The following is a 13,586-nucleotide window of genomic DNA, read 5'->3' on the forward strand; positions in this document are numbered from 1 at the left end:
GGAGGAGGGCGGGTAGGGCCGCCCTGTACGGGAGGGCGGGTCAGCAGCCGTTCAGGACGGACTGCAGGGCGCTCTTCTCGGTCGAGTCGACGCTGAGGCCGTAGTAGTGCTTCACGTGCACCCAGGCGCGGGCGTAGGTGCAGCGGTAGGCCGTGCGCGACGGCAGCCACTCGCCCGGATCCTGGTCGCTCTTGGACTGGTTGACGTTGTCGGTGACGGCGATGAGCTGCGGACGGGTCAGGTCGTTGGCGAAGGACTGGCGCTGGGCGGTGGTCCAGCCGCTGGCACCGGAGCGCCAGGCCTCGGCGAGCGGGACCATGTGGTCGATGTCGAGGTCCCCGGAGGCGGTCCAGGTGGCGCCGTCGTACTCCGAGTACCAGCTGCCGCTGGTCGCGGCGCAGGCGGAGTCCTGGACCACGCCGGTGCCGTCGCGCTTCAGCACCACTTCGCGGGTGTTGCAGGCTCCCGACTGGGTGATCCAGTGCGGGAACTTGTCGCGGCTGTAGCCGGACGAGGAGCCCTCGGTGGAGACGGTGAGCGCGGTCAGATACGAACGGGCGGTCGAGGCGCTGACCGGGGTGGGCATCGCGGCCTGGGCGGTGGGGGCCGTAAGGAGCCCGGTGGTTGCGGCGAGCGCGGCCGAGGCGGCGACGACGGCTATGCGACGCGCGTAGATTCCGGACATATGAACTCCCTTGATGTGGGGGGATGTTGAGCAGCGACCGGCGCAGCCGGACCATCGTGGCGGCGTGGGGTTTCGGTGGGGTGGTCGCCAGGTAACAGAGTGGCGACATGCGCACGTCACATCAAGGGGTAGGACGATAGCTCTGACGTCCCGTCCGAAGGCTGTTCGAGGAGCGAGGTTGACGGGCGGGCGGTTCGAGGGCGGTCGGGACGCACCCCCTAGGGTGGCCGCGTGCTGCTTCCGGTCGGTCCCGCGCTCGGCGTCGTGCTCGCCGTACTCCTGGTGTTCGCCGCCGCCGTCGCCGCGTGGGCCTCGCTCGGCCGGTCCCGCGAGATCGCCGTCGCCGGGTTGCGCGCGGCGGTCCAGCTGGCCGCCGTCGCCCTGCTCATCGGCTGGGTCGTGCGCTCCCCGGGCCCGCTGCTCGGCTTCCTGCTGCTGATGTTCGCGGTCGCGGTGCGCACCGCGGGCCGGCGGATCACCCCCAACCGCACCTGGTGGTGGGCCGCGCTGCCGGTCGGGGCCGGGGTCGTGCCCGTCGTCGTGGCGCTGCTGCTCACCGGGCTCCTCCCGGTGCGCGGCATCGCGATCATCCCGGTCACCGGCATCCTCATCGGGGGCGCACTCACCGCGACGGTGCTCGGCGGGCGGCGCGCGCTCGACGAACTCGGGACACGGCGTGGGGAGGTGGAGGCCGGGATGGCGCTCGGCCTGCTCGACCGGGACGCCCGGCTGGAGATCGCCCGTCCCGTGGCGTCGGACGCGTTGCTGCCGGGACTGGACCAGACCCGGACCGTGGGGCTCGTCACGCTCCCCGGGGCCTTCGTGGGCATGCTGCTGGGCGGCGCCTCACCGGTGGAGGCGGGCGCCGTGCAGCTCTTCGTCCTGGTGGCCCTGATGGCGGTGCAGGCGGTCGCCGTCGCGCTGGTGCTGGAGCTGATCGCGCGGGGGCTGCTGCACCGGGAGTGAGGGCAGGTACGCGGCGGACGGTCCGCGGGCGGGTCCGTGGTGAGGGCCGCGCGGTGGGGTGGCCGTCGTGCGAGCGCTCGCGGCGAGGACCGTTCTTCCGGTCGGCCTGAGCCCGGTCCGCCGACGGGCGCCTCCGGGGCGCGCGGATTCAGTCGCGGTCGGCCACCCGTTTCCTGGACCACGCGGTGGCGTCGGTTCCGTATCGGGCCAGGAGGTGTGCGAACTGGATCCGCTCCTCCGGTGACCACGCGGCGGTGATCTCCTCGAAGGCTTTGCGCTGTTCGGCGGCGAAGCGGTTGCGTTCGGCCTCGCCGTGTTCGGTGAGTTCGAGCACGGTACGGCGCCCGTCGGACTGGGACGCCGCCCGGCGCAGCAGTCCATCCGCGATGCAGGCGGCGACCGTCCGGCTGGTCACAGGCTGGGCGACGCCCATCTCGGCGGCCAGGCCGCCGACGGTCGTCTCGCCCGGCGCGTCGGCGATCACGTTGAGTACGAGGTTGCGGGACAGGTCCTTGCTCGATGCCGGTGCGCGGCGGCGCAACCGTGACAGCGCCGGCCCGATCTGGTCCAGCGCCAGGTCGTCGGAGGACTGCTCGGAGGAGGACGCGCTGCTCATGCGACCGAGTCTAGGCCAGGTCGGCACATTTGCATACCATCAAGTAATTGCATAGCGTTGGGTATGTAAATTCGAACGAGCGAGGAAACGAGGCGGACCGCTATGGCGCTCACCGCGATCACAGGCGCGCAGATCTTCGACGGGGAGAAGGCGGTCGGCGTGCGGACCGTGGTCATCGACGGCGGGCGGATCGCCCATGTCGGCGGCGACGTTCCTGAGGGCAGCGAGATCGTCGACGGCAGCGGCGCCACCCTGCTGCCGGGGCTCATCGACGCCCATGTCCACTCCGCTCCGGGTTCCCTGGCGCTCGCCCTGAGGTTCGGGGTGACGACCGAACTGGAGATGCAGGGGATGAACACCCGGGAGAACCGAGGTCCCATCGCCGACGACGACACCCAGGCGGACGTGCGCTCCTCGGGCTTCGCCATCACACCCCCCGGAGGCCACCCGAGCGAGCTGATGCCCGAAGGCTTCCGGCCGAAGTGGGATCTCCCCCCGGTGATGCCCCTGATGCCGTTCTCCACCACTCCCGAGGAAGCGGTCGCCTTCGTGCCCCAGCTCCTCGCGCGCGGCTCCGACTACATCAAGTTCATGATCGACGACGGCAGCGTGGAGGGGCACCCGGGGCTGCCCTCGCTCGACCGGGCCACCGTGAACGCCGGCGTCGCCGAAGCCAGGAAGTACGGCGCCCTGACCGTGGCCCACGCGCTGACCGTGGACGCCACCAGGATGGCCGCGGAAGCCGGCATCGACGGCCTCACCCACGTGTTCATGGACCAGCCGCACACCGCCGAGATCATCGGAATCGTCAAGGACGCGGGCATGTTCGTCATTCCCTGCGTCACTCTCAACGCCTCGATGATGGGGATCACCGGGAGTGAACTCGCCGATGATCCCCGAGTCGCCGCACGCCTCGACAGCGCGTGGGACCGGACCCTGCGCTCCAGCTACAACCGCTACCCGCAGGGCAGGCTCGACGACGTGTACGACACGGTGCGCGCCTTGGACGCCGCCGGCGTCGACGTGCTGGCCGGTACCGATGTCTCCATGCCGGAGACGTTCTTCGGGGGTCTGGCCCACGGAGCGAGCCTGCACCACGAGCTGCAGTACCTGGTGGCGGCCGGCCTCACTCCCGAACGGGCCCTGCGGGCGGCCACCGCGACCACGGCCCGCCGTTTCCGCCTCGGTGACCGGGGCCGCATCGCCGAAGGGCTGCGCGCCGACCTCCTGCTGGTCGACGGAGACCCGACCCGCACGATCAGCGACACCCTCAACACCCGCGCCGTCTGGCGCCGCGGGACACGCCTGGCGGCCTGACCGCAGGGCTGCCCCTCGGGGGAAGCGTGCGGTTGTCCGGTTCCCGCGCGCCGCGGTACGGCGCACTCACGCGATCCGCCCGGTGGGTGCCGGGCTGCTGGAGCGGATGACCGCGCGGCGCGCAGAACCGGGCGAATTCGAGGAGCAACTGGTCGAGCGCCCTCGCGGAGTACGGGTGGAGCGGGGTCGACTCGCTGTCGCCGCGCGTGTCTTCGGGCGGGTGGGCGGGCAACTCGCCGGCGAGCGCGTCCCGGCCGTGCCGGAGCACGGGCAGGTGGGTGGAGGGTGCCGGGGAAGCAGCCCGGCGGCCGGTTCGCCACCCGGCTGTGACCACGGAGGGCCCGGCCGTGCCGCACGACCGGCACGAGTGCTCCGGAACACCGTCACACCGGCCCGAACCGGGGTCTCAGGTCGAGGCCCGGTGGGGCAGGTGGGTCACAGGGTGTCGACGTGCAGACGGATCGAGCCGTCCGGGCCCGCTTCCACCCGGAGCTGCGTCAGGTCCTCGACGTGGGCGTCGGGGGAGAGGGCCGCCGCACGCGGGCCGACGCCGACGACGCGCATGCCTGCCGCGCGGCCCGCCGCGATGCCGGCCTCGGAGTCCTCGAACACGATGCAGTCCGCGGGGGCGAAGCCCAGCTCGGCCGCGCCCTTGAGGAAGCCCTCCGGGTCCGGCTTGCTGGCCCCGACCATCTCGGCGGTCACGCGGGTCTCCGGCATCGGCAGGGCCGCCGCCGTCATCCGGGCCTGGGCGAGCGCCTCGTCGGCCGAGGTCACGAGCGCGTGCGGGAGTCCCGCGATGGACGCCATGAAGGCGGGGGCGCCGCCGATGGGCACCACGCCGTCGGTGTCGGCGGTCTCCTCGGCGAGCATGACCCGGTTCTCCGCGTAGTTCTGCTCCATGGGGCGGTCCGGCAGCAGGGCGGCCATCGTGGCGTAGCCCTGGCGGCCGTGGACCACCTTGAGGGCCGCCACGGGGTCGAGGCCCTGTGCGATCGCCCAGCGGCGCCAGCAGCGCTCCACCACCGCGTCGGAATTGACCAGGGTGCCGTCCATGTCCAGCAGGAGGGCGCGGGCTTCGAGGACGGTGGCCGACATCGGCATGCTCCAGAACGCGGGGGAACAGCTCATGGCTGCGGGTGAAGAAACTGCGGGTGAAGAAAACAAGTAGCCCCGCCCGCCGGTCAGGGAGAACGGGCGGAGGCTACTTTGTTCCCCCACGATACAAAAACATGTGCCGAAACGCCAATCCAGGGGCCGGAAGGGGCTCCGGCCCCGCCCGCCGGAGGGTCCGGGCCGTCAGGACCGGCGCCCCCTGCCGTTCGTGTGCGCCTCCAGGGCGCGCCGGGTCTCCGGGCCGTAGACGCCCGACGGATCGCCGGTGACCGACACCCACCTCTGGTACTCGGCGACGGCCTGCTCCACCCGTTCCGAGTAGGCGCCGTCGTCCGGTCCGCGATAGACCCAGACCTCCTGCAGCCTGCGCTGGAGTTCGGAGACCTCGGCGCCCTGGTCGCCGGGCCGCAGCGTGCCCGCCGACACCTCCTCCACGGGCGGCGCCGCTGTCGTCGTCGGGGGCGCCGTCGTCGCGGACGCGGAGGGCGAAGGCGACGCGGGAGCGGCTGCCGAGCGCGACGCGGACGGGCTCACCGAAGGGCTGGGGGAGGCCGAGGGCGAGGTCGTGGCCGAGCTGGACGGCGTGGCCGAGGGGGACGCCGACGGGGACGCGGACACCGACGCGGCGGGCTCCCCGCCCCTGTCCGGCGCCGTGGCCGTGACCTCGGGCAGTGCCGAGTCCCGGCCGTCCTCGTCGTCGAACAGTCCGCCCGCGAAAGCCGCCGTGCCCACCACCGCGGCCACGGCGGCCCCCACGGCGGCCACGGCGAACGGCCGTCGACGGCGCGGCTGCACGGGGTCCGGCCCGCTACCCGCGTAGGCGGAGGCGGTACGCCGACGGCTCTCGTCCACGACGACGGCATCGGGCAGCGCGCCCGGCGCCGCCCCCGGTGCTCCGCTCGACGCCCTCGGGCCTCCGTCCGCCGGACCGTCGAGGAACAGCGGCATCGTCGTGGCCGCCGCGGGGGCCGGGTGCTCCTCCGCGGCGCCGTCCAGCCTCACGTAGGGCCGGATCCGCAACGGGTCGAAGTCCTCGGCCGCCGCGATCTCCGCCGAGCGGGCGTCACGCCCCGCCGCGGTGATCTCCTCCGCCCGGGCGTCCCGCCCCGCCGTGCGCGCTCCGCAGGCACAGGCCGCCCCGGGTCTCGCGTCCTGCTCGCTGCCGCACTCCGGGCACATATGTCCGGTCATCGTGGGTTCCCCTCCCCTTTGAACTGCCTGCGATTATGCAGGCCGTCGCAGGGAAGCCCAACGCCCGTCCGGCGGCTCGGCAGGCCATAACGGCACACAGCGGCCAGGATGGGGTCAAGCGGACCGGAGGAGACGTTCATGGCCCAGCAGGTGAGCCCGCCGCCCCCTGGCACAGGCGAGGGGCGTTCCCGGCGGAACGTCCTGGTGTCCATCGGCGCGCTGCTCCTCGGCATGCTGCTCGCCGCACTCGATCAGACCATCGTGTCCACCGCGCTGCCCACGATCGTCAGCGAGCTGGGGGGCCTGGACCATCTGTCGTGGGTGGTCACCGCCTACCTGCTGGCGGCGACCGCGGCCACCCCGCTCTGGGGGAAGCTCGGCGACCAGTACGGCCGCAAGAGGCTCTTCCAGACGGCCATCGTCATCTTCCTCATCGGCTCCGCGCTCTGCGGCATGGCCCAGAACATGCCCCAGCTGATCGGCTTCCGCGCCCTCCAGGGGCTCGGCGGCGGGGGGCTGATGGTGCTGTCGATGGCGATCGTCGGCGACATCGTCACCCCGCGGGAACGGGGCAAGTACCAGGGGCTGTTCGGCGCGGTGTTCGGCGTGACCAGTGTCCTGGGGCCGCTGCTCGGAGGACTCTTCACCGAACACCTCAGCTGGCGCTGGGTCTTCTACATCAACCTGCCGATCGGCGTCGTCGCGCTGCTCGTCATCGCGGCGGCCCTGCACATCCCGGTCCGCCGCACCAAGCACACCATCGACTACCTGGGCACCTTCCTCATCGCCGCCGTCGCCACCTGCCTGGTGCTCGTCGCCTCGCTCGGCGGCACCACGTGGGCCTGGGGCTCCGTGCAGATCATCGCCCTGGCGGTCCTCGCCGTGGTGCTGCTCGTCGCCTTCGTGGCAACCGAACGCCGTGCGGCGGAACCCGTGCTGCCGCTGAAGCTCTTCCGCAGGCGGACCTTCAGCCTCGTCGCCGTGATCAGCTTCGTCATCGGCTTCGCGATGTTCGGCGCGATGACCTACCTGCCGACCTTCCTCCAGGTCGTGCACGGCATCACCCCCACCCTGTCCGGCGTGCACATGCTGCCGATGGTCTTCGGCCTGCTGATCACCTCGACGGGCTCCGGCCAGATCGTCAGCCGGACGGGCCGGTGGAAGGTCTTCCCGATCGCCGGCACCGCCGTCACCGCCGTCGGCCTGCTGCTGCTGCACACGCTCTCCGAGACGAGCTCCACCTGGACGATGAGCCTCTGCTTCTTCGTCTTCGGCGCCGGACTCGGCCTGGTGATGCAGGTGCTCGTACTGATCGTGCAGAACTCCGTCGGCTACGAGGACCTCGGCGTCGCCACGTCCGGCGCGACCTTCTTCCGGTCCATCGGCGCGTCGTTCGGCGTGGCCGTCTTCGGCACCGTCTTCACCAACCGGCTGACCGGCAAACTCGATGAGGCACTCAGCGGGCGTTCCCTCCCGCCCGGTGTCGACGCCGACGCCCTCGCCGCCGACCCCCGGGCCATCGGCAGTCTCCCGGCGGACCTGCGCCCCTCGGTCCTCGGCGCGTACTCGACCTCGATCACCGACGTCTTCCTCTACGCGGTCCCCGTCGTCCTCGTCGCGTTCCTCTTCGCCTGGTTCCTCAAGGAGGAGCCCCTGCGCGGCTCGGTGACGGCGCCCGACACCAGCGAGACCCTGGCCTCGAACCCGGTCCAGCGTTCCTCCTACGACGAGTGCGCCCGCGCCCTGTCGGTGCTCGCCACCAGGGAGGGGCGCCGGGAGATCTACGAGAAGATCACCGCGAAGGCCGGGTACGACCTGCAGCCCGCCGCCAGCTGGCTGCTGCTGCGCATCAAACGGCACGGCGCCGTCGAGCCCGGCCGGCTGGCCGAGGTCGCCCCCGTGCCCCTGCGGGTGATCACCTCGGCCGCGCGGCAGGTGGAGGGACAGGGCTATGCCCGGCGTGAGGGGATGCAGCTGGTCCTCACCGAGCGGGGCGCGGAGGCCGTGGTCCTGCTCTCCCGGGCCCGTGAGGAGTCCCTGGCCGAGATGCTGGGCGACTGGTGGGGCCCGGACCGGCCCACCGACCTGGTCCGCCTGGTGTCGGAGCTGTCCGCCGAGGTGAGCGGGTCGAGCAGGGAGCGGCCGCACATGCCCGAACCCCGCCCGGACCACTCGGTGGGCTGACCGCCCGGTCGGGCGGGCTCACAGCTCCTTGGTGAACCAGTGCTCCGCGTAGGGGCCCCGGTTGAACGCGGGGACCTCCCTGTACCCGTGCTTCGCGTACAGGCCGCGCGCCTCCACCAGGTCGTTCCGGGTGTCGAGCCGGATCCACCGCACCCCGAAGGCCCGCGCGGCGCTCTCGATGCCCGCGAGCAGCAGGCCGCCGCCGCCCGTCGAGCGGAAGGCGGGCCGGACGTACACCCGGGTCAGCTCGGCCGTCGTCGCGTCGACCAGCCGAAGGCCCGCGCAGCTCGCCGGCTTGCCCTCGTACCGCCCCACCAGGAACGCGCCGGTGGGCGCGGCGAGCAGGTCGGCCCCGTCGTCCTCCAGCCCGTCGTCGATCTCCGCGGCCGTCGCCGGGCGGCCCCAGTAGCGGCTCGCCACCTCGTCGTAGTAGTCGCGCAACAGCAGGGCCGATTCGGGGCTGTCGAAGCGTTCGGGGGCCACGTTCCAGGTCATGGGGGCCATTCTGGCTGTCGCACGACCGGACGACGAAACCAATTCGCGCAGGGGGCAGTGATGATGCGGGACACCGGCACGGCCGAAGTGGTGCGGCAGCTCGGGGAGCGGTGGACACGGGAGCTGGAGCGGTCCGGCGGCGACTTCGTGTGCTCGCCCGCCGGACTGTGGCTCGCCATGACCGCCGTCGCGGTGGGGGCCCGCACCCGGACGGCCGTGGAACTGCGGACCCTGCTCGGCGTCGCCGGGCCGGAGGCCGCGGCTGTGGTGACGGACGCGGCACGGGACTGGGGACGCACCGACGCGCTGGACGTGGCGACCCGGGTGTGGAACACGGCGCCGCTCCACCCCGAGTACGTACGGTCGCTGCCGGACGTCCCGTTCGGTCCGGTCGACGCCGCGGAGATCGACGCGTGGGCGCGCGAGCGGACCCGGGGCCTGATCGAGCGGCTGCCGCTGGACGTCGGCGACGACGTCGCCCTCGCCCTGGTCAACGTGCTGGCGCTGAAGGCGTTCTGGGAGCTTCCCTTCGACAGGTCCCGTACCCGTGACGCCCTCTTCACCGACGCGACGGGCACCGGTGCGCCGGTGGAGACGATGCACGCCACGGCGCCCCCGCGGGACGTGTGGACCGCCTCCGGCGCCCAGGTCGTCGAGCTGCGCTGCCGGCGGGAGGCGGACGGCGCTCCGCCGGTACGGGTCAGACTCGTCCTGGGGGAGCCGGGCCAGGGAGCCGCACGGGTCCTTCCCTCGGCGTGGGCCCCCGAGGAGACGCGGGCCCCGGTGGAGGCCGACAAGGTGACGTTCGCACTGCCCCGCTTCACCCTGCGGACGAAGATACGAGTCACCGAACACCTGCCGGCGCTCGGTGTGCGGCTCGCGACCGACCCCGCCGCGGCGGACTTCTCCGGTCTCTCGACCGTGCCCCTCCACCTCTCGGAAGTGGTCCAGGAAACGGTGGTGAAGATCGCCGAGCAGGGAGTGGAGGCCGCGGCCGTCACGGTCGTGGCCGCACGGTCCGCCGCCCCGGTCCCGCGGGTGGTGCGGCACATCGCCTTCGACCGGCCCTTCGGGGTGGTCGTCCTGGACGGCACCGGAGACGTCCCCCTCTTCGTGGGCTGGCAGGCGGGCGTTCCCCGGTACGAGCACTGATCCCGGCCTGGCCCGGAGCCTTCTCGGACCGGCCTCCCAGAGGTATTCGGGCATTCTTTCGGCAAATCGGTGGTGACAGTCAGGCGAAGAGGGGGTTGATTGTGTCTACCTCATAGGGCAATGCGAGGCTTCATCCGCACATACCCGGGCCGAGGGGACAGTGCATGCGAACGGGAGGGTCGGCGCAGCGTGACAGATGTGGAGCGCAGTGTGCGGGGGAACGCGGCGGCGGATCCCGGGGCGAGGGCCGCGGTTGCCAGAGCCGTCCTCTGGCTGCTCGTCGGAGTCCTGGCGGTACGGCAGGTCGCGGTGGTGCTGCGGACACCCCCCGGTGAACGCCTCACCGATCTGGAGACCTGGACCGGCGCGACCGGCGTCCTGCACATGGCGGGCTCCCTGTACGACCCCGGCAGGTTCACGGGGACGCCGTTCGCCGGGCTGGTGCTGAAGCCGCTGACGGTCTCGGCCGAGCAGGCCCTGGGCGTCGTATGGACCTTCGGGTCGCTGCTGCTCGTCGTCCTGCTCGGTTACGTCGCCGTCCGGGCCCTGCCCGCACCGGTGAGCCGGCGCACCGCCTTCCTCGCGGCGCCCGTCGCGATCACCCTGCTGATGGTGTCGCTGCCCGTCCGCAACACCCTGTTCCTGGGCCAGACCAGCATCCTGCCGGTCCTGCTGGTGCTCCTCGCCTGTTTCGCGCTGCGCGGTGAGCGCCTCCCGGGCGTGCTGACCGGCATCGCCGCGGCCTTCCAGCCCGCCGTCCTGCTCTTCGCCGTCCTGTTCTGGCTCACCGGCAGACGCCGGGCCGCCGTGAGCGGCGGTGCCACCTTCGCCGTCTGCACGGCCCTGGCCTGGATCGTGATGCCGCGCGACTCCTGGGCCTACTGGGTGCACCACCTCGCCGGTGCCGGACTCGGCGACCGGCCGGACAGTCTCGCCAACCAGTCCCTGCACGGCGCGCTGCTGCGGTTCGGGCTCGAAGGCCCCCTGGAGATCGCACTGTTCCTGGCCCTGGCCGCAGCAGTCGTCGTCCTCGGGCTGCGCCGCGCTGTCCGCTACGCCCGGGACGGACAGCTGCTCCTGGCCGTCGCGGTCACCGGCTGCGTCGCCGTCGCCGTCTCACCCACGGCCTGGCAGCACCAGCTGCTCTGGGTCCTGCTCGCCGTCGTCGGCCGCGTCGGCACCCGGGCCGCGGACCGGCTGGTCTGGCCCGCGGTGGTGGTGCTCGTCCTCACCCTGCCGGGGAAGATGCTGCTGCCCAACGTCGGCGTCGTCCTTCCCGTGCGCGACAACGTGCTGCTCGTCGCCGCGCTCGGCGCGGCCTGCGCCGTGCCCTTCCTGCCCCGCACCTCGCCCCACTGGCAGCGGGCGATTCCCACCGACTACGCGAAGCCGGTGCCGGCGCGCGTCGCGTGGGTGCCGCTGCTGCCGTTCTGGCGGCGGGTGCTCAGCCGCCCCAACCTGCTGCTGGAGCTCCTGCTCATCCGGGTCGTCTACTCCGCCTACGCGCAGGTCCGGCTGGCGGCGACCGCCGGGCGCGGCACCGCCGAGGCGCACGGCCGTCAGATCCACGCCGCCGAGCAGTGGCTGCACATCGACATCGAGCACTGGGCCAACCACGCGGTCGTCACCGTCCCCTGGCTGCGCGACTTCTTCGACTACTACTACTCGACGTTCCACTTCATCGTGCCGCTCGCGATCCTCGGTGTGCTCTACGTACGACGGCCCTCGGACTACCGCTGGGCCCGCACCTCCATCGGGTTCGCAACCGTCCTCGCACTCCTCGGGTTCTGGCTCTACCCGCTGGCCCCGCCGCGCCTGATGCCGGGACTCGGCTTCATCGACACCGTCCACGGGGTCCAGGATCTCGACAGCCCCGACTTCGGGGCACTGACCGCGATGACCAACCAGTACGCGGCGATGCCCTCGCTGCACTTCGGGTGGTCCCTGTGGTGCGGAGTGGTGATCGTGCTGCTCGCACCGAAGGCGTGGATGAAGGTCCTGGGGCTGCTGCACCCGGTCTTCACGGTCTCCGCCATCGTCGCCACGGGAAATCACTGGGTGCTGGACGCGGTCGGAGGCGCGGCGGTCGTGGCCGCGGGCTTCGGACTGACCTACGCCCTGGCGGGTCCGCGGAGGCTCCGGGCCGGCGCCGGCGAGGCCGGACCGCCGGACCGTGGGGCCGGGGACACCGCCGGGCAGCCCGTGCCCGAGCCGGCGGGCAGCAAGGCGTAACGCCCGCGGACGGGGCGAAAGGGTGCGGGGAGAGCTCTCCCCGCACCCTCTCGCACCCTTTCGCAGGGGGCGCCGGTCAGGCCTTGACCGACACCCCGGCCTCCACGGCCCTCCCGCTGTTCCGCTCGCCCAGGTGGTCCGTCTCCACGTGGGCCGTCTCCCGGGCGGAGAACGCGGCGACGACCGGCGGCAGGCAGAGTGCGGCGGCGAAGAGCGCGACCCCGGCCCAGTTGTCGCCGTCGGGGCCGGCGATCTGCGAGGCGAAGGCCACGGCGAAACCGGCGATGGCGAAGCCGGTCTGGGTGCCGATCGCCATGCCCGAGAGCCTGACCCGGGTGGGGAACATCTCGGCGTAGAAGGCGGGCCAGATGCCGTTGGCCGCGCTGTAGACCACGCCGAAGACCAGCACGCCCGTGATCAGCACCAGCGGGAAGCTGCCGGTCGAGATCGTCCACAGGTACAGCGGCATCGCCACCGCGCTGCCGATCGCGCCGGTCAGGAAGACCGGCCGGCGGCCGACGCGGTCGGAGAGCCGGGCCCACAGCGGGATGGCGAACAGGGCGACGCCGTTGGCCAGCGCGCCGACCCACAGCATGCCGGTGCGGCTCAGGCCGACCGCGTCGCCGGTCGCGTACGCCAGCGCCCAGACGGTGAAGATCGTGCTGACCGTGGCGATCACGGCGGCCGCGACGACCCGCAGCACATCGGCCCAGTGGTCGCGCAGGAGCACGGCCAGCGGCATCTTCGCCACTCCCTCGGTCGCCGCCTGCTCGGTGAAGACCGGGGTCTCCTCCAGGGTGCGGCGGATGACGTACCCGGTGACCGCGACGGCGACGCTCAGCCAGAACGGGATGCGCCAGCCCCAGGACAGGAGCTGCTCCTCGGGCAGGGCGGCGACCGGGATGAAGACCAGGGTCGCGATGAGCTGGCCGGCCTGGGTCCCGTTGATGGTGAAGCTGGTGAAGTAGCCGCGCCGGTGCTGCGGCGCGTGCTCCAGGCTCATCGAGTTGGCGCTGGCCTGCTCGCCCGCCGCGGAGATGCCCTGGAGGATCCGCAGGAGGACGAGCAGGACGGGCGCCGCTCCGCCGATCTGGTCGCGGGTGGGCAGACAGCCGATGAGGAAGGTCGAGAATCCCATCAGCATCAGCGTGAAGACCATGATCTTCTTGCGGCCGAGCCGGTCGCCGACATGTCCGAGGAAGAGCGCGCCGACCGGGCGGGCGGCGTAGGCGACACCGAAGGTGGCCAGCGACATCAGGGTCGCGTCGGCCGGATCGGACTCGTCGAAGAAGACCTTGGGGAAGATCAGCGCCGCCGCGCTGCCGTAGATGAAGAAGTCGTAGTACTCCAGCGCGCTGCCGATCCATGCGGCGAGCGCGGCCTTGCGGGGCTGGGCCTGCGACCGGGGCGGGGGACCGGAGGCAGGGTCGTGAGCGGTCACGTCGGGCTCCTTCGGGGGACGTTCCGTGCGGGGGAGAGACGAGCGGACCCGGCTAATTAACGCACTAGGTAGTTAGTTGCGGATGGCTACGGATGCTGCGAGCAGTTGGCTTCCCTGTCAAGGGTTCGCGCAGAATCCGCCCCCGGCCCGGGCGGGCGTGCGTCCCCGGTCCGCGAGTGCCCAGGGCCCCG

Annotated in this window: 11 protein-coding genes; 5 read left to right on the top strand and 6 right to left on the bottom strand. The window is 72.4% G+C overall.

Annotated features, from left to right (window positions below; all coding sequences use genetic code 11):
- Window positions 1-40: 40 nt before the first annotated feature.
- Window positions 41-685 (bottom strand): HNH endonuclease family protein, encoded by a 645-nt coding sequence (locus ACFUNE_RS15215; protein ID WP_383566818.1) that lies wholly within the window; start codon window positions 683-685, stop codon window positions 41-43.
- Window positions 686-916: 231 nt separating this feature from the next.
- Between ACFUNE_RS15215 and ACFUNE_RS15220 the strand changes: the two genes are divergently transcribed.
- Window positions 917-1,651 (top strand): ABC transporter permease, encoded by a 735-nt coding sequence (locus ACFUNE_RS15220; RefSeq protein WP_383566821.1) that lies wholly within the window; start codon window positions 917-919, stop codon window positions 1,649-1,651.
- 148 nt (window positions 1,652-1,799) lie between these two features.
- Here ACFUNE_RS15220 and ACFUNE_RS15225 read toward each other — a convergent pair whose 3' ends face one another.
- Complete coding sequence (locus ACFUNE_RS15225) at window positions 1,800-2,267, bottom strand: MarR family winged helix-turn-helix transcriptional regulator (protein WP_383566825.1); 468 nt, start codon at window positions 2,265-2,267, stop codon at window positions 1,800-1,802.
- Window positions 2,268-2,369: 102 nt separating this feature from the next.
- Here ACFUNE_RS15225 and ACFUNE_RS15230 point away from each other — a divergent pair, with 102 nt between their 5' ends.
- Entirely contained in the window at window positions 2,370-3,584 is a 1,215-nt protein-coding gene (locus tag ACFUNE_RS15230) for an amidohydrolase family protein (RefSeq protein ID WP_383566828.1), read from the top strand.
- A gap of 435 nt (window positions 3,585-4,019) precedes the next feature.
- On the opposite strand, the gene ACFUNE_RS15235 is transcribed toward ACFUNE_RS15230, so the two are convergent.
- Entirely contained in the window at window positions 4,020-4,682 is a 663-nt protein-coding gene (locus ACFUNE_RS15235) for an HAD-IA family hydrolase (protein ID WP_383567773.1), read from the bottom strand.
- Between the two features lie 201 nt (window positions 4,683-4,883).
- On the bottom strand, window positions 4,884-5,891 hold the full coding sequence (locus ACFUNE_RS15240) for a peptidoglycan-binding protein (RefSeq protein WP_383566831.1): 1,008 nt from the start codon (window positions 5,889-5,891) through the stop codon (window positions 4,884-4,886).
- Between the two features lie 138 nt (window positions 5,892-6,029).
- Between ACFUNE_RS15240 and ACFUNE_RS15245 the strand changes: the two genes are divergently transcribed.
- On the top strand, window positions 6,030-8,075 hold the full coding sequence (locus tag ACFUNE_RS15245; RefSeq protein ID WP_383566834.1) for a DHA2 family efflux MFS transporter permease subunit: 2,046 nt from the start codon (window positions 6,030-6,032) through the stop codon (window positions 8,073-8,075).
- A gap of 18 nt (window positions 8,076-8,093) precedes the next feature.
- Here ACFUNE_RS15245 and ACFUNE_RS15250 read toward each other — a convergent pair whose 3' ends face one another.
- Window positions 8,094-8,570: a GNAT family N-acetyltransferase gene (locus tag ACFUNE_RS15250; protein ID WP_383566837.1), complete on the bottom strand. Its 477-nt coding sequence runs from the start codon at window positions 8,568-8,570 to the stop codon at window positions 8,094-8,096.
- A gap of 60 nt (window positions 8,571-8,630) precedes the next feature.
- On the opposite strand from ACFUNE_RS15250, the gene ACFUNE_RS15255 reads away from it, so the two are divergent.
- Both ACFUNE_RS15255 and ACFUNE_RS15260 read left to right on the top strand, forming a co-directional pair.
- The gene (locus ACFUNE_RS15255) at window positions 8,631-9,722 is read left to right on the top strand and encodes a serpin family protein (RefSeq protein ID WP_383566840.1); all 1,092 of its coding nucleotides are present in this window, start codon (window positions 8,631-8,633) and stop codon (window positions 9,720-9,722) included.
- A 189-nt stretch (window positions 9,723-9,911) separates the two neighbouring features.
- A complete protein-coding gene (locus ACFUNE_RS15260; RefSeq protein WP_383566843.1) occupies window positions 9,912-11,954 on the top strand; it encodes a bifunctional glycosyltransferase 87/phosphatase PAP2 family protein in 2,043 nt (680 codons plus the stop codon).
- A gap of 76 nt (window positions 11,955-12,030) precedes the next feature.
- Here ACFUNE_RS15260 and ACFUNE_RS15265 read toward each other — a convergent pair whose 3' ends face one another.
- On the bottom strand, window positions 12,031-13,395 hold the full coding sequence (locus ACFUNE_RS15265) for an MFS transporter (RefSeq protein WP_383566846.1): 1,365 nt from the start codon (window positions 13,393-13,395) through the stop codon (window positions 12,031-12,033).
- Window positions 13,396-13,586: the final 191 nt, after the last annotated feature.

The organism is Streptomyces sp. NPDC057287 (assembly GCF_042667905.1).
Classification (GTDB): Bacteria; Actinomycetota; Actinomycetes; order Streptomycetales; family Streptomycetaceae; genus Streptomyces.